20 protein-coding genes are annotated in these 18,656 nt (G+C 70.0%); 6 read left to right on the forward strand and 14 right to left on the reverse strand.

From position 1 onward, the window contains the following. Nucleotides 1-13: 13 nt before the first annotated feature. Nucleotides 14-826 carry a DeoR/GlpR family DNA-binding transcription regulator gene (locus tag CFB46_RS30240; RefSeq protein WP_227789678.1) on the forward strand — a complete coding sequence of 271 codons (813 nt, stop codon included), beginning with the start codon at nucleotides 14-16 and terminating at the stop codon, nucleotides 824-826. Nucleotides 827-853: 27 nt separating this feature from the next. Continuing rightward, entirely contained in the window at nucleotides 854-1,393 is a 540-nt protein-coding gene (locus tag CFB46_RS30245) for a GNAT family N-acetyltransferase (RefSeq protein WP_027785937.1), read from the forward strand. Between the two features lie 22 nt (nucleotides 1,394-1,415). Here the strand turns inward: CFB46_RS30245 and CFB46_RS30250 are convergent, their stop codons facing one another. Both CFB46_RS30250 and CFB46_RS30255 read right to left on the reverse strand, forming a co-directional pair. Next, nucleotides 1,416-1,637, reverse strand: coding sequence for a hypothetical protein (locus CFB46_RS30250; RefSeq protein WP_089502423.1), 222 nt, complete (start codon nucleotides 1,635-1,637; stop codon nucleotides 1,416-1,418). A gap of 23 nt (nucleotides 1,638-1,660) precedes the next feature. Then, nucleotides 1,661-1,993 (reverse strand): hypothetical protein, encoded by a 333-nt coding sequence (locus CFB46_RS30255; RefSeq protein WP_027785939.1) that lies wholly within the window; start codon nucleotides 1,991-1,993, stop codon nucleotides 1,661-1,663. Nucleotides 1,994-2,580: 587 nt separating this feature from the next. Between CFB46_RS30255 and CFB46_RS30260 the strand changes: the two genes are divergently transcribed. Next, nucleotides 2,581-3,291: a response regulator gene (locus tag CFB46_RS30260; protein ID WP_027785940.1), complete on the forward strand. Its 711-nt coding sequence runs from the start codon at nucleotides 2,581-2,583 to the stop codon at nucleotides 3,289-3,291. A gap of 67 nt (nucleotides 3,292-3,358) precedes the next feature. Here the strand turns inward: CFB46_RS30260 and CFB46_RS30265 are convergent, their stop codons facing one another. The 3 genes from CFB46_RS30265 to CFB46_RS30275 form a co-directional block, all read right to left on the reverse strand. Further along, nucleotides 3,359-5,038, reverse strand: coding sequence for an efflux transporter outer membrane subunit (locus tag CFB46_RS30265; protein WP_227789679.1), 1,680 nt, complete (start codon nucleotides 5,036-5,038; stop codon nucleotides 3,359-3,361). 1 nt (nucleotide 5,039) lies between these two features. After that, nucleotides 5,040-6,632, reverse strand: a complete 1,593-nt coding sequence (locus tag CFB46_RS30270; protein ID WP_027785941.1) for a DHA2 family efflux MFS transporter permease subunit — start codon at nucleotides 6,630-6,632, stop codon at nucleotides 5,040-5,042. Between the two features lie 85 nt (nucleotides 6,633-6,717). Continuing rightward, the gene (locus CFB46_RS30275; RefSeq protein ID WP_027785942.1) at nucleotides 6,718-8,106 is read right to left on the reverse strand and encodes an HlyD family secretion protein; all 1,389 of its coding nucleotides are present in this window, start codon (nucleotides 8,104-8,106) and stop codon (nucleotides 6,718-6,720) included. Nucleotides 8,107-8,265: 159 nt separating this feature from the next. On the opposite strand from CFB46_RS30275, the gene CFB46_RS30280 reads away from it, so the two are divergent. Both CFB46_RS30280 and CFB46_RS30285 read left to right on the forward strand, forming a co-directional pair. After that, the gene (locus CFB46_RS30280) at nucleotides 8,266-8,466 is read left to right on the forward strand and encodes a hypothetical protein (RefSeq protein WP_027785943.1); all 201 of its coding nucleotides are present in this window, start codon (nucleotides 8,266-8,268) and stop codon (nucleotides 8,464-8,466) included. Between the two features lie 165 nt (nucleotides 8,467-8,631). Further along, nucleotides 8,632-9,138, forward strand: a complete 507-nt coding sequence (locus tag CFB46_RS30285; protein WP_034185501.1) for an NUDIX hydrolase — start codon at nucleotides 8,632-8,634, stop codon at nucleotides 9,136-9,138. On the opposite strand, the gene CFB46_RS30290 is transcribed toward CFB46_RS30285, so the two are convergent. The 9 genes from CFB46_RS30290 to CFB46_RS30330 all read right to left on the reverse strand — a co-directional run bounded on the left by CFB46_RS30290 (nucleotide 9,113) and on the right by CFB46_RS30330 (nucleotide 16,672). Continuing rightward, on the reverse strand, nucleotides 9,113-9,595 hold the full coding sequence (locus CFB46_RS30290) for a hypothetical protein (RefSeq protein ID WP_027785945.1): 483 nt from the start codon (nucleotides 9,593-9,595) through the stop codon (nucleotides 9,113-9,115). The genes CFB46_RS30285 and CFB46_RS30290 overlap by 26 nt on opposite strands. A gap of 112 nt (nucleotides 9,596-9,707) precedes the next feature. Beyond that, nucleotides 9,708-10,187 carry a BON domain-containing protein gene (locus tag CFB46_RS30295; RefSeq protein ID WP_027785946.1) on the reverse strand — a complete coding sequence of 160 codons (480 nt, stop codon included), beginning with the start codon at nucleotides 10,185-10,187 and terminating at the stop codon, nucleotides 9,708-9,710. Nucleotides 10,188-10,368: 181 nt separating this feature from the next. Continuing rightward, a complete protein-coding gene (locus CFB46_RS30300; RefSeq protein ID WP_027785947.1) occupies nucleotides 10,369-10,872 on the reverse strand; it encodes a low affinity iron permease family protein in 504 nt (167 codons plus the stop codon). Nucleotides 10,873-11,030: 158 nt separating this feature from the next. Further along, nucleotides 11,031-11,771 (reverse strand): FRG domain-containing protein, encoded by a 741-nt coding sequence (locus CFB46_RS30305; protein ID WP_027785948.1) that lies wholly within the window; start codon nucleotides 11,769-11,771, stop codon nucleotides 11,031-11,033. Nucleotides 11,772-11,898: 127 nt separating this feature from the next. Continuing rightward, on the reverse strand, nucleotides 11,899-12,282 hold the full coding sequence (gene copM, locus CFB46_RS30310) for a CopM family metallochaperone (RefSeq protein WP_034185502.1): 384 nt from the start codon (nucleotides 12,280-12,282) through the stop codon (nucleotides 11,899-11,901). A 99-nt stretch (nucleotides 12,283-12,381) separates the two neighbouring features. Beyond that, on the reverse strand, nucleotides 12,382-14,052 hold the full coding sequence (locus tag CFB46_RS30315) for a GMC family oxidoreductase (protein WP_027785950.1): 1,671 nt from the start codon (nucleotides 14,050-14,052) through the stop codon (nucleotides 12,382-12,384). Further along, the gene (locus tag CFB46_RS30320; RefSeq protein WP_027785951.1) at nucleotides 14,039-14,704 is read right to left on the reverse strand and encodes a gluconate 2-dehydrogenase subunit 3 family protein; all 666 of its coding nucleotides are present in this window, start codon (nucleotides 14,702-14,704) and stop codon (nucleotides 14,039-14,041) included. The genes CFB46_RS30315 and CFB46_RS30320 overlap by 14 nt, the downstream gene beginning before the upstream one ends. Beyond that, nucleotides 14,701-15,552, reverse strand: coding sequence for a hypothetical protein (locus tag CFB46_RS30325; RefSeq protein WP_027785952.1), 852 nt, complete (start codon nucleotides 15,550-15,552; stop codon nucleotides 14,701-14,703). The genes CFB46_RS30320 and CFB46_RS30325 overlap by 4 nt, the downstream gene beginning before the upstream one ends. Nucleotides 15,553-15,571: 19 nt before the next feature. Further along, nucleotides 15,572-16,672, reverse strand: coding sequence for an enolase C-terminal domain-like protein (locus tag CFB46_RS30330; protein WP_027785953.1), 1,101 nt, complete (start codon nucleotides 16,670-16,672; stop codon nucleotides 15,572-15,574). A 131-nt stretch (nucleotides 16,673-16,803) separates the two neighbouring features. On the opposite strand from CFB46_RS30330, the gene CFB46_RS30335 reads away from it, so the two are divergent. Further along, nucleotides 16,804-18,648: a thiamine pyrophosphate-requiring protein gene (locus tag CFB46_RS30335; protein ID WP_027785954.1), complete on the forward strand. Its 1,845-nt coding sequence runs from the start codon at nucleotides 16,804-16,806 to the stop codon at nucleotides 18,646-18,648. Nucleotides 18,649-18,656: the final 8 nt, after the last annotated feature.

The following is an 18,656-nucleotide window of genomic DNA, read 5'->3' on the forward strand; positions in this document are numbered from 1 at the left end:
TGCCGAAATGGACATGCCCGCTCACCGAGTGCCTCCGCCGCCCGCCGTCGATCACGCGCCGCTGCTTGTCGAAGAACGTCGCCGCCTGATCTGCGAGCTGGTGCGCGAACGGGAGAAGGTGACCGTCGAGGAGCTGGCCGAGCGGTTCGGCATTTCGCTCGTCACGGTGCGCAGCGACCTGAACGCGCTCGCGGCGGCCGGCGCGGTGCTGCGTACCCACGGCGGCGCGCTGGTGCTGCGCGAGAGCGACGAGGTGCCGATCGCGGTCAAGCAGAAGCTCCGTCACGCGGAGAAGGTGCGGATCGCGGCGGCGGCCGCCGCGCTGATCGGCGACGGCGAAACGATCCTGCTCGACTCCGGCAGCACGACCGAGGAAATCGCGAAGCAGATCCTCGCGATGAAGCTGCAATCGCTGAACGTCATCACCAATGCGCTGAACGTGGCGGTGCTGCTCGCGGCCGCGCCGCACATCAACCTGATCATGCCGGGCGGGCAGCTTCGGCCGAACTCCTATTCGCTGTCCGGGCCACAGGCCGTCGTCGCGCTGCAGGGGCTGTACGCGGACCGGCTGTTCCTCGGCGTCGACAGCCTCGATCCCGAGATCGGCCTGATGACGCCGCACCTGCTCGAAGCGCAGCTCAACGCGCAGATGCTGAAGATCTCGCGCCAGGTGATCGCGGTCGCCGATTCGTCGAAGCTGATGAAACGCAACCTGTCCGTGATCGCGAGCGTCGAGCAGCTCGACATGCTGATCACCGATACGGGCGCCGACGCGGCCGTGGTCGACGACCTGCGCCAGCGCGGCATCGACGTGCTGACGGTCTAGCCGCCCGATTCCCATCCGGATACCGCGATGCCCTCCGTCTCGTCCCCGCCCGTTCTCGATACGCCGCGCCTGATTCTCGAAGGCCATCCGCTCGGCGACTTCGACGCACTCGCCGCGATGTGGGCGGAACCCGGCGTCGTCGCCCATATCTTCAACGGCGAGCCGTCCACGCCGCGCGACTCGTGGATGCGCATGCTCGCGTATCGCGGGCTGTGGCCGCTGCTCGGCCATGGCTACTGGGCGATCCGCGAAAAGGCGTCGGGCCGCTATGTCGGCGATCTCGGCTTCGCCGATTTCCATCGAAACATCGAGCCGTCGATTCGCGGCGTGCCGGAAGCCGGCTGGGCGCTGGCGACCTGGGCGCAAGGCAACGGCTATGCGACCGAGGCGCTCGCGGCCGCGCTCGCCTGGCTCGACGCGCAGCAGCGCTTCGAACGCAGCGTGTGCCTGATCGCGCCGACCAATGTCGCGTCGATTCGGGTCGCGGAGAAAGCCGGTTACGGCGAGCCGCTGCGCATCCGCTTGAACGACGCCGATTCGTTGATGTTTTCGCGCAAGTGTCGCTAGGTGCGGCGAACCGGCGGCCGCGTCAGTCGGCGACTGGTTCGTAGCAATGCATGAAGAGGCCGTCGTCCATCGGCCAGCAGTTGCCGGATTCATCGCGCAGGATCCAGTCGCCCGGCTTCACCGGCCGCCAGCCTTCCGGCGTCGCGACGGCCCACCTGCCGTGACGGCGCTCTACCCGTTCATGGTCGCCGTCGGCGAACCATCGTGCCGCATCGACCTGACCGGCGCGTTTTCTGAATTTCATACCACCACCGAAGGAAACGAATCTCAGTGTCGCGTTGCCGCGGCACCGGTGTCGAGCGACCGCTGCCGCGCCCTCTGCGCGTTCGTTGCCGCGCGGGTTGCCTGCAACGCCGTCCAGCCCTCCGCGATGAGCGCCTCCAGCGTGTCGCGCGCCGCGGTGGAGATCCGGACATCGATCTCCTGCAGTTTCATCAGCGCCGAGACGACCTCGTCCGGTTGATCGGGTGCGAGCGCAACGATGAACGCCGAACGCCTCTCGGCAGCCCGGACGGCCTCGCTCCAGTCGGCACGCGCCACCGCTGCTTCGATCGCATGCGTGAGCGACTCGAGACTCAGAACGACTTGCAACGGCGTCATTTCGCCTCCCCGTGAATGATTCGTACTGTCCGCTTGCCGGCCCGTCGGCAGCCGTCGCGGCGTCGAGCCGACCCCGCGCATCCGGTTCCGCACGCGCGCAGCACGACTCGACGTGTCGTAGAAGCACGCAGTCGAGGCGACCGGGAAACAGAACGCCACCGCAGTATCCGACGCGCGTGAGTCAGGTCCGGGAATTGTAGGGAGCGGAACGTGCCCACGTCGGTAATATTTTGTAATGATATGTCGACTAACCTTGCCTGGCGTGGGTTCGGCCGGTGGTGGCGAGGTTCGCGACGCCCGGTTGACGCAAACGTTTTCGTCTGAAGGATGCCTGCTCGCGCATCGTCGCGAGCGCCGCGCCGGCGCTCGCATCGGCCCGTTTCAACGTCACACACGGCCCGGCGCCGCCCGGCCCGCGCTTTCTACTTCCGGCAGCGATTTGCCCATCGCTCAGTTCACCGAACGATCCAGATTTCGTCACATTCCGCCGGAATGTTGCGCAGTATCATCCACGTCGCTTCGGCTACGACGCGTTCGGACTGGGCCTGACCGCTCGCCACCTTCCCGTTTTGCCTCTTCGTTTACCGATGCCCATCCGAATCCTGCTCGTCGAAGACGACGTCCCGCTGTCCGCGCTGATCGCCGAGTATCTGCGCAAGCATCATTACCAGGTGGACACGCTGTTCGACGGCGCCGGCGCGGTGCCGGCGATCGTCGCGAACCGACCCGATCTGGTGCTGCTCGACGTCAACCTGCCGGGCAAGGACGGCTTCGAGATCTGCCGCGAGGCCCGCATGCAGTACGACGGCATCGTGATCATGGTGACGGGCCGCGACGAGCCGTTCGACGAATTGCTCGGCCTGGAACTCGGTGCGGACGACTTTCTCCGCAAGCCGATCGATCCGCGCCTGCTGCTCGCGCGGATCAAGGCGCAGTTGCGGCGCACGCGCGTGCCGGCGGGCGACCCCGTGCCGGATTCGCCGCAGCGATACGTGTTCGGCAAGTTCTCGATCGACCGGGCCGATCGCCGCGTGCATCTTCCCGACGGCAGCATGCCGCGTTTGACGTCGACCGAATTCGACCTGCTGTGGGCCCTCGTGTGCCGCGCGGGCGAGGTGGTCAGCCGCGAAGACCTGACGCTGCTGCTGCGCGGCATCGCGTTCGACGGCCTCGATCGCTCGATCGACGGCCGCATCTCGAAGCTGCGCCGCAAGCTGCGCGACGATGCGAACGAACCGAAACGGATCAAGACCATCCGCTCCAAGGGCTATCAGTTCAGCAAGCACGGATGGGAATGAGGCCGCGCGTGGGCCGACGGGCGGCAGTGCGCGCGCGCGGCCCGCGAGGTGCGGCGCGCGCTCGCGGCTATTGCGGGCGAGCCGTACCGGTATCCGTATTCGTATTCGTATTCGTGCTCGTATTCGTGCTCGTATTCGTGCTCGCGCCGGCCTGCCATCCGCCGCCGAGCGCCTTGTAAAGCGCGACGAGATCGGTCGTCTTCTGCAACGCACCCTGCTCGGCCTGCTGCCGGCCTTCCGACCATTGCCGCTCGGCGTCCAGCACGTCGAGGAACGGCGACAACCCCTTCCGGTAGCGATCGCGCGCGAGGTCCAGCGCGCCCTGTTCGGCCTTCACCGCATCGTCGAGCGCGGCCGCGCGCGCCTGGTCGGTGCGGTACACGGCCAGCGCATTGTCGACGTCGCGCAGCGCGACGAGCACGGCTTGCCGGTAGGCGAGCGCCGCTTCGGCCTGGCGCGCCTGCGACAGCCGCAGGTTCGACACGAGCGCGCCGCCGGAAAAGATCGGCAGCGACACGGCCGGCCCGAACGCATAGAACAGATGCGACCAGTGCGCGAGCTCGCGCACGTGCGACGCGCGCAGGCCGACCTGCCCCGTCAGCGAAATGTCCGGATAGAACTGCGCGACCGCGACGCCCACGTCGGCGGTGGCCGCATGCAGCTCGGCCTCCGCGCGGCGGATGTCGGGGCGCCGGCGCGCGAGCGTCGACGGCAGGCCGACGGGTACGGTCGGCGGCACGTCCGGCAGCGCGCGCGGGGCGTCAAGCCAGTCGTCGAGCGCGCCCGGCGCGCCGCCGACCAGATACGCGAGGCCGTTGCGCAGCAGGACGATCTGCTGGTCGAACTGCGGCAGTTGCGCGCGGATCTGCGCGAGCCGCGCGTCGGCGCTGCGCACGTCGAGATCGCTCGCGAGACCATGCGCGGCCTGCTCGCGCGTCAGGTCGAGCAGGTCGCGCTGCGCGCGTTGCAGGTCGTCGGCCAGCGCGCGCTGCGCTTGTGCGCCGCGCAATTGCAGATAGGTCTGCGCGACTTCGGCCTCGAGCGACAGCAGCGCGTCGTCGCGGCTCGCGACCGCCGCGCTCGTCTCGGCGCCGGCCGCTTCGACCGAGCGGCGCACGCGCCCGAACAGGTCCAGTTCCCACGATGCGTCGAACCCGGCCTGCCACAGGTTGACCGGCGCTTCGAGGGCATCGAGCGCGCCGCGCGCGCCTTGCTGCACGCGCGCGCCGGTTCCCGGCCCGAACCGGTCGAGCGGCGAGCCCGGCGCGCCGAGACGATCGACGCGCTGGTCGATGCCCTGCTCCTCGACGATGCCTTTCAGGCCGAGCTGTTCGCGCTGGTAGCTCGCGGTCGCACGCACGTCCGGCAAACCCTGCGCGGCGGCGGCGCGAACCTGCGCGCGTGCCTGGGCGATGCGCAGCACGGCGGCCTGCACGTCGAGGTTGTCGTGCGCGGCGCGCTCGACGAGCTGATCGAGCAGCGGATCGCCGAACGCGCGCCACCAGCGCGGATCGGGGTCGGCATCGATCGTCGGCGAAGAGCGTGCGGCCACGCCGGATGCAGGGGCTGCCGCCTGGCCTTGCGCCTGCATCGCGTGCCAGGTGTCCGGAACGTCCGCGTGCGGCGGCTGGTAGTCGGGCCCGACGGTGCAGCTCGCGACAATGGCGCATCCCGTGAATATCGTCGCCGCGCGACACGCGATGGTGCGAACCGGGCGGCGGTTGCGGTTGTCCCGATGCATGCGCATGTCAATGCCCTCCCGCGCCGCCCGCGGCCTTCGCCGGCGTGAACAGGAACGTCAGCGGAATGCTGAACGCGCAGAACACCGCGAGGATCGCGAACACGTCGATATACGCGAGGATCGTCGCCTGCGCGATGAATGTCTCGTACAGCCGCCCGCTCGCCGTCTGCAGCGCGGCCGACGGCGGCGCGCCCGTCAGCGCGCCGATCGCGCGTGCGTTCTCCTGCAGCGCGTCCTGGAAGTTCTGCGACAGCGTCGACATGTGCGTGGACAGATGGGCCATGCGCGCCTGCGTGCGCTCGCGGATCAATGCGGTCGACACCGAGATGCCGATCGAGCCCGCGACGTTGCGGAACATCGTGAACAGCGCGGACGCGTCGTCGTTGAGCCGCCGCGGCACGGTCAGATACGCGAGCGTCGTGATCGGCACGAACATGAAGCCGATCGCGAGCGACTGCGCACACCGGATCATCACGAGGTGCTTGTAGTCGATGTCGGGCACCAGCGTGCGCGAATAGATCAGCGAGCCGCACAACAGCACGAAACCGAACCCGACGAGATAGCGCGTCTGCACGTGCGGCATCAGCCGGCTCACGAGCGGAATCTCGAGCGTGATCAGCAGCGCGCCGGGCGACAGCACGAGCCCCGCGAGCGTCGCCGTGTAGCCCAGGTGCTGCTGCGCGAGCTGCGGCACGATCACCGCGCTGCCGTACAGCACGGCCGCGAACGTCGCGATCGTCACGCAGCCCAGCGCGAAATTGCGATCGCGCAGGCACGACAGGTCGACCACCGGTTTCTTCGTGCGCAGCAGCCACAGCGTCGCGCCGATCAGCCCGAGCGCGGACAGCACGGCAAAGACGCGGATGAAGTTCGAGCCGAACCAGTCCTCGTCCTCGCCGCGATCGAGCATCACCTGCAGGCAACCGAGCCCGATCGCGATCAGACCGATGCCGATGTAGTCGATGGAGATCCCGCGTTCGGCGCCGCGCCGCCACGGCGGATCCTCGACGAGCTGCATCACCGCGAGCACGGTCAGCGCGCCGATCGGCACGTTGAGCAGGAACACCCAGCGCCACGAGAAATGGTCGGTGATCCAGCCGCCGAGCGTCGGTCCGAGCACCGGCGCGACGACGATCGCGATGGCCGAGATCGAGAACGCGCGGTTGCGCTGCTCGGGCGGAAACGTATCGAGGATGATCGACTGCTGGTTCGGCTGCAGGCCGCCGCCGAATAGCCCCTGCAGCACGCGGAACACGATCAGTTCGCCGAGGTTGGTCGCGACGCCGCACAGGAACGAGCACACGGTAAACGCGGCGATGCACAGCATGAAGTAGCGCTTGCGGCCAAGCAGGCGCCCGAGGAACCCCGAGATCGGCAGCACGATGCCGTTCGCGACGAGGTACGACGTGAGCGTCCAGGTCGCCTCGTCGTAGCTCGCCGACATCGTGCCGGCGATGTGCGGCAGCGCGACGTTGACGATCGTCGTGTCGAGCACTTCCATGAACGCGGCGAGCGTGACGACGATCGCGACGAGCCACGGGTTCGCGGCGGGACGCCACGTGCCGCCGGACGCGCCGCCGCGGTCGGGCGGCCGGTTCATCGGCGGGCCTCGTGAGGCAGGGACGGCATGCGGGTATCGGGCATCGGATCGCTCCGGTCGAAACCGGCCGCGGCACGGCGGCCGGTCATTTCAGGTGGACGGTCGGCTCGACCGACAGGCCGAGACCGAGCGGCGGACGGGTCGGCAGCGGGCCGTCGAGCACGATCTTCACCGGCACGCGCTGCACGATTTTCACGAAGTTGCCGGTCGCGTTCTCGGTCGGGAACGCGGAGAAGCGCGACCCGCTGCCGAGCTGGATGCTGTCGACGTGGCCGTGCAGGTCGAGATCGGGATACGCGTCGACCGACACGTCGACGCGGTTGCCGATGCGCATCCGCTCGAGCTGCGACTCCTTGAAATTCGCGGTGATCCACACGCGCGGCGTGACGATCGAGAAGATCGACGTGCCCGGCTGCAGGAACGAGCCCAGTTGCACGTTGCGTCGCGTGACCCAGCCGTCGGACGGCGCACGCATCTCGCAGTACGACAGGTTCAGGTTGGCCGTCTCGAGCTGCGCGCGCGCCTGCAGCACCTGCTGGCGGCGTTCCTCGACGGCCGTCTCGGCCTGCCGGATCTGCTGCGGCACGAGGCTCGCGGTGCGCGCCTGCGCCTGGGCCATCGCGACGTTCGCATCGGCGGTCGCGCGCTGCGCGTCGGCCGCGTCGATCGCCTGCTGCGACGTTGCGCGCGCATCGACCGCGCGCTGCCGCGTCTGCGCGGCGAGCGCCTGCCGGTACGCGGCTTCCGCGGATTCGATCTGCGCGCGCGCTTGCCGGTACTGGGCCGGATACTGCACGCGCGCGATATCGAGCTGCACGCGCGCCGCGTCGAGCTGCGCCTGCGCGAGACCGAGCTGCGCCTGCGCCGCATCGACCTGCGCACGGTAGTCGCGCGGATCGATCTCGACGAGCACGTCGCCGCGCCGCACGAACGTGTTGTCGTCGACCGCCAGCCGCGTCACGTAGCCGGACACGTGCGGCGCGACCGCGACCGCGTTGCCGTCGGTGTACGCATCGTCGGTGCTTTCCTGGTTGCGCGTCGCGAACCACCAGACGAGCCCGGCGACGAGCAGCACGAACACCACCGCACCGAGGATGATCAGCGGCTTTTTGCCGGGCCGCTTGCGTTCTCCGTCGCCGTTGCCGTTGCCGCCCTCTCCGTCGCCGCCGGTGCGGCCGCCGCGATCGTCGTGCGGATGGTGGTCGCCGCCACCGCCGCCCGGCGCGTCGGTCGGGCGCTCGCCGCCGCGGTCCGGCGCGGCGCCCGAGCCGCCGCCGCCGGACTGGCTGTCGCCCGCACGCGCGACGGCGGTCGGCCAGCGGGCGTGCAGCGGCGTCGACGGTACGACATCGGCCCTCGCCGGCGCGAACGCGTCCGGCGCGCCGGCGCCGTACCGTCCGACCGTCGACGCGCGCCGGAGCGCGACGCCGAATCGCTCACGAACGGATAACGGGCACAGAATCGCATCGGGCATGAAACGAGGCTCCAGACGGTGGCGGCGCGCGTCATTGCCCGCGCCGACCTCAAGCGCGCGATCAAGCAAACAGCGGACCCGGCGACGTGCTTCGCCCGCACCCGGTACGCCCGATGCGCGACAGGCAGGCTTGGACGGCCCCGACAGGACTCGCGAACCATGACACGCTCGACCTCACTCGACACCGACACACGCGGCGAAGATCGCGGCGACAGCACGCCCGGCCCCGAAGGCAAGCGCCGCGGCACGGCCACGCCGCCGCCGCGCAGCGCCCACGATCCGGCCGAAGGCAAGCCGGCCGAGCCGGACGGCGGGACACCGCCGCATCGCACGCCATCCGGGGAACACGGCGACGCGTGAGCGCCGCGCGTCGCACGGAATCGCCGCTCGCTTGGCCGCGACAGGCGGCGGCAGAAATGACAAGCCGTTGAAAAATCGCGGACGACGACCGGCAGGCGGCTCCGAAACGCTCGCGCGAAGCCCGGCGCGGTGGCGATGCAGGAACGCAAGTTGCGGCACGGGGGCATGGATCTTTCAATCACCCGTCGCCTGCCCTTCATGACGCTACCCGACCCGTCCGATTTCCCTGTGCGCGCGGTGCCGCTGGCGCCGCTGGCGAAGGAACGCGCAACGATCGTCTGCCATCGCAACCAGCGCGTGCTGCTCGTCGCCCGCGGACCGTCGTCGCGCTGGACGCTACCGGGCGGCGTGATTCGCCGGGGGGAATCGGCGCTCGACGCCGCGCATCGCGAACTTCGGGAGGAAACGGGGCTCGCCGATCTCGACCTCGCGTATTTCTTCTACGTGGACGGCAGCGTGAAACGCCATCACGTATTCGTCGCGAGCCTGCCGCGCGGCGCCCACGCGTGCCCGGGCCGGGAGATCGCGCTGTGCCGCTGGGTTCGAATCGACGCGGTGCCGCACTGGCCGGCGAGCGCGCCGACACAGCGCATCATTCGCCAGTTCGCGGACCTGAGCGCCGCGTGCGGCCTGCAGCCGGCGCCGGTCACGCGTCTTTCGTCGTCTCGTTGAGGCCGGCAATCGGCGGCTGCGGATCGCGCGCGAGCCCTTGCGCGAAAACCTTCAGTCCTTCCAGCAACGGCGTCAGCGCATCCCACAACGCCTCGTCGTGCAGCAGCCGGTAGACGCCGCGCACGCCGGGCGCGACGTGCTCGTGCTGCGCCGGCTGCCATGCGCCTACGTGATGCAGCGCGTCGGCCGCCGCGAACGCGGCGCGGCCGAACTGTTCCGGCGGAATGCGCGACAGCGCCGTCACCAGCATCGCGAGATTCTGCATGCCGCTCTGCATGCCGGGCTTGTCGAGCGCATCGACGAACGTGTCGGCCAGCCGCGCGTTCGCGCTGACCACCTCGTTCGCGAAGCGCAGGAAGCCGTGCCGATGCAGACTGCCCAGCAGGTGTTCGAGCGCGTCGTGTGCGCCGGGCTCCGGATGCGGAGGTGTCGTGTCGGGGGACTGGCGTTCGGTCATGGGCTTGCTCCGGTTGGGGCGCCAGGCTGCCGTCGGCCGGCAGCGGTGCGTGCGCCGAATGCGTGTCGTACTCGTTCACCGCCCCCCGCCGGGGCGGGCAACCGCGGCCGCGTCAGTGAGAACGACCGCCGGGCGGCGCCTTGTATTCGCTGCGCGCGCCCATCGCGTCCTCGACGTGATGCACGCCATGCAGGGCGGCGACGCCGTCGATCAATGCCTGCCGTTCGGCCTCCTCGACCTGTCCGGTCAGGCACACGTCGCCGCGCTCGACGCTCACGTCGATGTCGCGCGGGCGAGCGACGAGCCGGCCGAGCGCCGCACGGACGCGTTCGGCGACCTGCACGTCGCTCGCATCGCCCGCGAGCCAGTCCGCCCGCAAGCCGGCGATCGCGCCACGCGCATGGTCGGCCGCCCGCTTCGCCTGCGTATTCGCATAATCGGCGACGCCGTGCCGGCCCGCAACCGCCTTGTCGCGCAGATAAGCGCGTCGCCGCCGGCCGGACGAAGGATCGAGGAAGTACATCGCGGCCGCCCCGCAGGCAATGGCCACCGCAAGATTCAGCAACGGATTCGAAGGGGTTCTGGAGTTCATGGAGGCACCGTAGGCAATACCCGGGACAGCCGGGCTTCGTTTCGGTATGCAGCACGTGCCGTTCCCCGGTGCGAGCGTCGCGCGCAAGCCGTCGCGCGGTAATGCGGCGCCGGAAACGACAAGCGTTTGAAAAATCATCGGGCCGCGCATCGCTCGACCGGAAGATCGGCAGACAGGAGGATCAGGCTTCGGGCGTGTCGGCCGTTTCCGCGCGCCTGGCGCCCGGTTCGTCCTCGCCGCGTTCGGCCGCGCGCTGCGCCATTTCGACGTAGGTCTGCGCCAGCGCGCGCAATTCTTCCTCCGACGCATCCTCGATCCCGATCAGCCGGTCGCTCGCCGCGCGCGTGACCGCGAGCAGTTCGTCGAGCTTCAGGTGCAACGCCACGCTGTCGCGGTTCTGGTTACGTTGCAGCAGGAACACCATCAGGAACGTGATGATCGTGGTGCCGGTATTGATGACGAGCTGCCACGCGTCGGAGTAATGAAACACCGGCCCGCTCACGAGCCACAGCACGGTGATGGCGACCGCGCTGCCGAACGCCACCGGCGAGCCGGCCCAGGTGGTCACGCTCGACGCAAAACGTTCGAATGCGCGGGTGACGCCGTGCCCGGCCGGGCGGGAGCCGGCGCCGGGCTCGCACGCCGTGTCGCGACGCTCGTTCGGTGGTTCGTTGGGTTCGCGCATGAAAGCCTCCGGATTCGATGGTTTGTTGGAATGCGCATGAACCGCGTCGCCACCCGCCGCGAACCGGACGCAAGCTGGCCGCTGGGGTTCGGTCCCATCTGCGCGCCGTCGAGGGGAGCATCGTGCGTGCCCGGCCCCCACGCCCGTGCAGCGCGGCCTCACCGCGGCGCGTGCGTGTCCTCGTCGTCCGGGAAATAGCGCGTGTCGGTCAACTGGGCGATGCCGTCGAGATCCGGAAAGATCGTCGCGACGCTCACGCCAACCCCGGCCAGCTCCTGCCGGATCGTCGCGAACCGGGCGCCCGGCACGACGATGCGCATGAGACGGCCGGCGAGGTCCGCATCCTCGTCGAGCGGCACGAAACGCTCGGCGCCGGCGTCGTAACAGTGAATCGTGAACCAGCCGTCCTGCGCGGTGATCCTCGGCATCACGTGGCGCGGCCGGAACACTTTGGTGCGCGCGACCTGCAGCGGGGCGCGCCGTTCGGCGGCGGTGGCGATGTCGTCGGCGTCGTGCGACAGGCACCACACCACGCCGTCTCCACCCGATTCGCCCGCGCGCCTGACCGCGAACCACAGCGCGGCCAGCGCGTTGCCGGACCAGTCGAGCAGGCGCGTGCGCATCCCGTGCTGCTGCGCGAGCGCGAGCCAGTCGCACGCATCGAGGTTCTGCCCGGGTTCGAGATGCGGCAGCGCGCGCCGCGTGAATTCGTCGAGCATCCGCGCTTCGACGTCGGGCGACGCGCACTGCCGCGCGATGCCCGGCACGAGCGGCCAGCCGGCGTTGCACTGGCCGCGAAAGAGCCGCAGCGCCATCGTCCGGCGCTGCGCACCGATCACGGCCATGTAGTCGGCCACGCTGTCGATCGAGCGGCTTGCCGCGTCGCGTTCATCGTCCATGCATCGCGCCTCCTGTCTCGCCTGCCCATATTCGCGGCGATTGCATCGGCACGTGTCCGATATCGTCGCTTGCCGGATGCGGCGCTACCGGTAGGGCCCGCTGCGTATCGCCGTATCGCATCGCGGTTCACGGCGTCTTGCCGTGCTCCTTCTGCCAGCGCTCCATCAGCGCGATTTCGTCGCGCTGCGCCGCGACGATCCGGCTCGCGAGCTGCCGCAGCGTCGGGTCCTTGCCGTACTTGAGCTCGACCTGCGCCATGTCGATCGCACCCTGGTGATGCGGCGCCATGTGCGCGACGAAATCGCGGTCGGCGTCGCCCGTGTACGGCGCGCTCTCCATCGCCTCCATCATTTTTCGGTCGGCGCGCTTGAACGCCTGGGTGGACGTATCGGGTGCGCTGACCGGATTGGGCGGGCGCAACTGTCCGGCCGCGGGCAGCGCCGACGCGCACGCCGTCAGCAGTGCGCAGGCGGCGCAACGGCGCAGGGATGAACGGTTGAATGTACGCATGAGACGATTCCTCGACAAGAAAGTGAACGGGTTTCGCTTACGGCATCCTCGCGTGCAAGCACCTGTCGTATCGGCTGCCGCTGGGGCCGCGCCGCGAATTCACCGCCATCGCGCACGCGCATGCGCGTCGCCGCGCGCGACCAGTGCGCGAATGCGATCGGCGGTGCGACACGCGATCGCCTGGATCGTCAGCGACGGATTCACGCCGCCGACGGTCGGGAACACCGAGCCGTCGCACACCCACAGGTTCGGGATGTCCCAACTGCGGCAGTCGGCATCGACGACGCTCGTCGCCGGGTCGTCGCCCATCCGCACGGTGCCGGCGAGATGGCATGTGTCGTCCTCCTCGTGCCAGATGTCGCGCGCGCCGGCCGCCTCCAGCGAACGCCCCATCTGCGCGAACGCGTGGCGGATCATCCGGCGGTCGTTGTCGTCGTACGAATAGGTGACGCGCGCGATCGGCAGCCCGAACGCGTCGCGTTCGTCGGCGAGCGTCACGCGGTTGTCCGCGCGCGGCAGCGTCTCGCCGACGATCTTCAGGCCGGCCTGGAAGTTGTAGCGCGCCATCTCGCGCTTCAGCGCGTCGCCCCACAACCCGCGCGCGGCGACCTTGCGCGCCCATTCGATCGGCAGCGGCCCCTGGCTCATCCAGCAGTAGCCGCCGAAGAAATCCTTGCCTTCGTCCGCGTAGTTCCAGTGCTCGGTGATCGACAGCGACGGCGGCCCCTTGTACCAGCGCACTTCGTCGTCCAGCGTCCCCCACGACGCCTGGTTGAGCTGCGCCATCAGGTAGCGGCCGACGAGGCCAGAACGGTTCGCGAGCCCCTGCGGATGCCGCCCGTTCGCGGACAGCAGCAGCAGGCGCGGCGTCTCGATCGCATAACCGGCAACGACGACGTTGCGCGCGCGCTGGAACCGCGTGTGGCCGTCGCGCGCGTAGTGCACGCCGGTCACGCGATCGCCGTCGGCCTCGATGCGCAGCGCCATCGCGAGATCGCGGACTTCGGCGCCGGCCGCGACGGCGCGCGGAATCCACGTGACGAGCGCGCTCTGTTTCGCGTTGGTCGCGCAGCCGGCGATGCAGAAGCCGCGATACACGCACGGATGCGCGCGGCCGCGCGGCGCGGACAGCGTCGCGAGCGGCGTCGGCGTCCAGTCGATGCCCATGGCCTCGGCACCGCGCGCAAGCACGAGCGCGGCCGCGTTCAGTTCGTGGGCGCGATACGGATAGCGCGGGCGCGGCGGCCCCCACGGGTAGTTCACCGGCCCGCTGATCCTCAGCGCCAGCTCGACCTCGCGGTAGTAGCGCCACATCTCGCGCCAGTCGAGCGGCCAGTCGACGCCGTAGCCGAGCGCGGTACGCGAGCGAAACCACTCGGGCCGGAACCGCAGCGACACCATCGCGAAGTGCACGGTGCTGCCGCCGATCGCGCGACCGCTGTTGTTGGTGCCGAGCGTGAGCGGATCGGCGCCGTCGCAGATCCGCTCGTCGGTCCAGAACAGCTTGTGCTGATGCGTCTCGTCCGACGCGAATTCCTCGAGCGGCCGCCACCATGCGCCCGCGTCGAGCGCGACGACCGAGAAGCCGTATTCGGCGAGCTTGCACGCGAGCGTGCCGCCGCCGGCGCCGGTGCCGACGATCACGAAGTCGACCGCCTCGTCGTCGCGGAACATCCGCATCGGCGACCAGCCGCCGACCCGCAACGGATCGGGCGCACGGCCGTCGCGGCCGCGCGGCGAGGGGGCGGACAGCGGTTCATCGGCGGCCATCGCGATCGCCCTCCTCCACGCGCAGTTCCGCTTCCCACGGGTCGCGGCGGTTGAAGTCCATCCGCACGTAGCCGCGCGGGCTCGCGGGGCCGCCGAAGCCGATCTCGTTCCATGCGAACGGATGGCCGTAATACGCGCCGCAGATATCCATCAGCACGCGCTTCGCGAAGAACGTGCGCGGGTCCATGCCGTCCCAGGCCGGTTCCACCTTCCGGTCGACGTCACCTTTCTGCACCGCGTGCAGCAACGCGTCGGCGTCGCGCGCACCGAGTGCCGCGAACGCGCAGCCGTGCGCGTGCCGCGCCATCGCGTCGAGCGCGGCGAGGCCCGTCTGCCAGGCTGCACGCAGCGGCGGAAGACGCGCATCGCGATAGCCGTCGCCGTCGTCGGCCGCGAGCCGCGCATCGACCAGCGCGGCGGTCGGAATCGCACCGGCGCCGCCCGGCTGCTGCGGCACGATGCGCGCGCACAATGCGCCGAGCGTCGCGTATCGTTCGGAATCCAGATGACGCGGCGCATTCGCCGCCACGCGCAGGCGCGCATCGATCGCACGCCGCGTCGCATCGTTCCACGACGGCGTATCGCGCTTGGCGAGCACGTCGTAGCCGGGGTAGCGCGGCAGCGCGACCGGTTTGCGGTTCGCGTCGCTCATGACGCCTCCTGTTCGGCGAGCGCGGTCGCGGCCAACCCGGCGATCGCGAGCGCGGTGAAGCTCGGTGGCGCCGGCAGCGGCGGCCCCGACAGCAGGTTCTGCGACCAGTTGCGCCAGCCGCCCATCTGCCGCGCGACGCCGCGCGCATGGAACGCGACGCCGACGAACCCGAGCACGGCCGTCGCGCGCAGCCACCCGCGGCAGAACCGCCGGTCGGCGCGCGGGCGCGACAGCGCGAGCTGGGCAGTCGCCAGCGCGGCAAGCGGCGGCACGACGAGCGGCGCGAACATCGCGCGATGCTGGAAGGCGCCGCGAAAATGCAGCAACCCGACTTCGCCGAGCGTGCCGACGAGCCCCGCCGCGACGAGGCCAGCCAGCGCGCGCCCGGCCGGCAGTCCGGCGAGCCGCGGCGCATCGGCCGGACTCTCGCGCAACCGCTCGCCCGCCGCGCCCAGCGCGCCCGACAGCAGCAGCGCGAACGGCGCGCCGAGCGGTGCGCCATAGAACAGGTTGTGCCAGCTGAAACCACCCGGCCGCTTCGTCACGTTGTACAGGTGGAACGCGGAACCGGCGACGCCGACCGCGGCCGATGCGACGTGCACCGCGTCGCGCAGCCGGTGGCGCGCGGGCGTGTCGTCCGCGTGGCCGTGCACGCTCGCGATCACCGACAGCGTCGACATCGCGAGCGGCGTGAGCATCGCGCGATTGTGAAAGGTGCCGCGATAGTGTTCGACGCCGCTGTCGGCGAGCACCGAGCCGGCCAGCAGCAACGCGCTGCGGTTCAGCAGTCGCGCGGCGTCGGCCAGCAACCTGTCGCGCTCGGCCGCGCGATGTCGGTGGTGTCGCATCGTTCCTCCTCCTCGGCAGTCAGAGCGCGAAATCCAGCAGGTCGGCGGTGCGCAATTCAAGGCCGAACCCGGGGCGCGCCGCGTCGATTTCCAGTGCGCCGTCGACGAGCATCGGCGCGCCGTCGAACAGCATCCGCTCGATGCGGACGTGATCGTGAAACCATTCGACGTGGCGCAGGCGCGGCGCCGCGCATCCGATGTGCCGGTGCAGCGCGGGCGCGCAATGCGCGGACAGGTCGACGTGGTGCGCATCGGCAAGCGCGGCGGCCGCGAGAAAGCCGCTGACGCCGCCGCAGCGCGTCGCGTCGGCCTGCAGCACGTCGACCGCCCGGCCTTCCAGCAATCGCCGGAAATCGTCGGGCGTATACGCGTACTCGCCGGCCGCGACGTCGACTCGCGCGCCGACCTGCTCGCGCACGAAGCGCAGCCCGGCGACGTCGTCGCTGCTGACGGGCTCCTCGAACCAGCGAATGTCGCAATCGGCGGCCGCCTGCGCGAACGCGAGCGCGGTGCGCGGCGCGTACGCGCCGTTCGCATCGACGAACAGGTCGACGCCCGGCCCGAGCGCATCGCGCGCCGCCTGCACGCGCGACGGATCGCGCGCATCCTGCACGCCGATCTTGATCTTGCACGCGTGCACGTGCTCGGCGCGCCATCCTTCGAGTTGCGCGGCGAGCGTCGGCGCATCGTAAGTCGTGAACCCGCCGCTGCCGTACACCGGCACGCGTTCGCGCAGGCGGCCCAGCAGCAATGCGAGCGGCACGTCGGCGAGTTTCGCCTTCGCGTCCCACAGCGCGGCATCGAGCGCCGAAATCGCGGTGGCCGCGATCCCGCTGCGGCCGAGGTTGCGCACCGCGCGCCACAACGCATCGACAGCGGCCGGGATGTCCACCACCGGCCGGTTGCGCACCACGCCGGCCAGCAGCGACGTCACGAGCGGCACGGCGCTCGCATCCGTATACGTATAGCCGAGCCCCGTCACAGGCCCCGCGTCGATCTCGACGACGACGACCGTCGTCGCGGTCCATGCATAGGTGCCGTCGGCTTCGGGTCGGTCGGTCGGCACGCGATACGCGCGAGCACGCACGTCGTCGATCGCCGGTGCGGCGGAAAGCGCCATCGTTACGCTCCGGTCAGCTTGCTTTTTGCTTGCGGACAGCGCGTGCAACCGCTGTGCCCGACGCACGCGGCGCGGCACGTGCCTTGCGCGGCAGCCTCGCATCGGCTCATTCCGAACCAAGGAGAAACGGCATGGCGACAGTGGCGGATTTCATCGTCGAGCGGCTGTACGCGTGGGGCGTGCGCCGCATCTACGGCTACCCGGGCGACGGCATCAACGGCTTTTTCGGCGCGCTGAACCGCGCGGACGGCAAGATCGAATTCATCCAGGCGCGCCACGAGGAGATGGCGGCCTTCATGGCGTCCGCGCATGCAAAATTTACAGGCGAGCTCGGCGTATGCGTCGCGACGTCGGGCCCCGGCGCCGCCCACCTCGTGACCGGCCTGTACGACGCGCGACTCGACCACATGCCGGTGCTCGCGATCGTCGGTCAGCAGGCGCGCGCCGCGCTCGGCGGCCACTATCAGCAGGAAGTGGATCTTCCGGCGCTTTACAAGGACGTTGCGGGCGCATTCGTCCAGCTTGCGACGGTGCCGGGCCAGGTGCGTCATCTGGTCGACCGCGCGGTGCGCACCGCGCTCGGCGCGCGCACGGTGACCGCGCTCGTGCTGCCGAACGACCTGCAGGAGCTCGACTACGCGCCGCCGAAACGCGCGCACGGCACCGTGCATTCGGGGGTCGGCTATACGGCGCCGAAAGTCGTGCCGTATGCGGACGACCTGCGCCGCGCGGCCGACGTGCTCAACGCGGGGTCGAAAGTCGCGCTGCTGGTCGGCGCTGGCGCGCTGCGCGCGACCGACGAGGTCATCGCGGTGGCCGACCGGCTCGGCGCGGGCGCCGCGAAAGCGCTGCTCGGCAAGGCCGCACTGCCGGACGACCTGCCGTGGGTCACCGGCTCGATCGGGCTGCTCGGCACCAAGCCGAGCTACGAGCTGATGACCGAATGCGACACGCTGCTGGTCGTCGGCTCCGGTTTTCCGTATTCGGAATTCCTGCCGAAGGAAGGCCAGGCGCGCGGCGTGCAGATCGACCTGAAGGCCGACATGCTGAGCCTGCGCTACCCGATGGAAGTCAATCTGGTCGGCGACAGCGCCGAGACGCTGCGCGCGCTGCTGCCGCTGCTGAACGAGCGGCGCGATACCGCGTGGCGCGACCGGATCGCCAAATGGAACCACGACTGGCACGACACGCTCGCGGCCCGCGCGGCCGCGAAGGCCAGCCCGGGCCGCGGCGTGAATCCGCAGCGCGCGTTTACCGAGCTGTCGCCGCGCCTGCCCGACGACGTGATCTTGACGAGCGATTCGGGCTCCTGCGCGAACTGGTATGCGCGCGACCTGATGATGCGGCGCGGGATGATGGGCTCGCTGTCCGGCGGGCTCGCGTCGATGGGCGCCGCGGTGCCCTATGCGATCGCCGCGAAATTCGCGTATCCGGTGCGCCCGGTGATCGCGATGGTCGGCGACGGCGCGATGCAGATGAACAACATGGCCGAGCTGATCACGGTCGCCAAATACTGGCGCCAGTGGCCCGACCCGCGCTGGATCTGCATGGTGCTGAACAACGAGGACCTGAACCAGGTCACGTGGGAGCAGCGCGTGATGGAAGGCGACCCGAAGTTCGACGCGTCGCAGCAGATCCCGAACGTGCCCTACTACCGCTTCGCGACGCTGCTCGGCCTCAAGGGCATCTACGTCGACGATCCGGAGCAGCTCGGCGCCGCGTGGGAAGAGGCGCTCGCGTCCGACCGGCCGGTCGTGCTCGAGGTGAAGAGTGACCCCGAGGTGCCGCCGCTGCCGCCGCACGTGACGCTGCAGCAGGCGAAGCATTTCGCCGAAACGCTGGTGAAAGGCGACGCGCGCGAAGCCAACGTGATCGTCGAGACCGCGCGGCAGGTGCTGTCGGCCGTGCTGCCCGGCAACGGCGAGCACGGCGACAAGCGCGGCAAGGACGACAAGGGAGGGAAAGGCGAATCGTAAGCAAGGCA

Source organism: Burkholderia sp. HI2761 (assembly GCF_002223355.1).
Classification (GTDB): Bacteria; Pseudomonadota; Gammaproteobacteria; order Burkholderiales; family Burkholderiaceae; genus Burkholderia.

Excerpts from the sequence above, each read along its gene's own strand:
- CFB46_RS30240 (WP_227789678.1), top strand. The coding sequence starts at position 14 with ATGCCCGCTCACCGAGTGCCTCCGCCGCCCGCCGTCGATCACGCGCCG.
- CFB46_RS30245 (WP_027785937.1), top strand. The coding sequence starts at position 854 with ATGCCCTCCGTCTCGTCCCCGCCCGTTCTCGATACGCCGCGCCTGATT.
- CFB46_RS30250 (WP_089502423.1), bottom strand. The coding sequence starts at position 1,637 with ATGAAATTCAGAAAACGCGCCGGTCAGGTCGATGCGGCACGATGGTTC.
- CFB46_RS30255 (WP_027785939.1), bottom strand. The coding sequence starts at position 1,993 with ATGACGCCGTTGCAAGTCGTTCTGAGTCTCGAGTCGCTCACGCATGCG.
- CFB46_RS30260 (WP_027785940.1), top strand. The coding sequence starts at position 2,581 with ATGCCCATCCGAATCCTGCTCGTCGAAGACGACGTCCCGCTGTCCGCG.
- CFB46_RS30265 (WP_227789679.1), bottom strand. The coding sequence starts at position 5,038 with ATGCGCATGCATCGGGACAACCGCAACCGCCGCCCGGTTCGCACCATC.
- CFB46_RS30270 (WP_027785941.1), bottom strand. The coding sequence starts at position 6,632 with ATGAACCGGCCGCCCGACCGCGGCGGCGCGTCCGGCGGCACGTGGCGT.
- CFB46_RS30275 (WP_027785942.1), bottom strand. The coding sequence starts at position 8,106 with ATGCCCGATGCGATTCTGTGCCCGTTATCCGTTCGTGAGCGATTCGGC.
- CFB46_RS30280 (WP_027785943.1), top strand. The coding sequence starts at position 8,266 with ATGACACGCTCGACCTCACTCGACACCGACACACGCGGCGAAGATCGC.
- CFB46_RS30285 (WP_034185501.1), top strand. The coding sequence starts at position 8,632 with ATGGATCTTTCAATCACCCGTCGCCTGCCCTTCATGACGCTACCCGAC.
- CFB46_RS30290 (WP_027785945.1), bottom strand. The coding sequence starts at position 9,595 with ATGACCGAACGCCAGTCCCCCGACACGACACCTCCGCATCCGGAGCCC.
- CFB46_RS30295 (WP_027785946.1), bottom strand. The coding sequence starts at position 10,187 with ATGAACTCCAGAACCCCTTCGAATCCGTTGCTGAATCTTGCGGTGGCC.
- CFB46_RS30300 (WP_027785947.1), bottom strand. The coding sequence starts at position 10,872 with ATGCGCGAACCCAACGAACCACCGAACGAGCGTCGCGACACGGCGTGC.
- CFB46_RS30305 (WP_027785948.1), bottom strand. The coding sequence starts at position 11,771 with ATGGACGATGAACGCGACGCGGCAAGCCGCTCGATCGACAGCGTGGCC.
- copM (WP_034185502.1), bottom strand. The coding sequence starts at position 12,282 with ATGCGTACATTCAACCGTTCATCCCTGCGCCGTTGCGCCGCCTGCGCA.
- CFB46_RS30315 (WP_027785950.1), bottom strand. The coding sequence starts at position 14,052 with ATGGCCGCCGATGAACCGCTGTCCGCCCCCTCGCCGCGCGGCCGCGAC.
- CFB46_RS30320 (WP_027785951.1), bottom strand. The coding sequence starts at position 14,704 with ATGAGCGACGCGAACCGCAAACCGGTCGCGCTGCCGCGCTACCCCGGC.
- CFB46_RS30325 (WP_027785952.1), bottom strand. The coding sequence starts at position 15,552 with ATGCGACACCACCGACATCGCGCGGCCGAGCGCGACAGGTTGCTGGCC.
- CFB46_RS30330 (WP_027785953.1), bottom strand. The coding sequence starts at position 16,672 with ATGGCGCTTTCCGCCGCACCGGCGATCGACGACGTGCGTGCTCGCGCG.
- CFB46_RS30335 (WP_027785954.1), top strand. The coding sequence starts at position 16,804 with ATGGCGACAGTGGCGGATTTCATCGTCGAGCGGCTGTACGCGTGGGGC.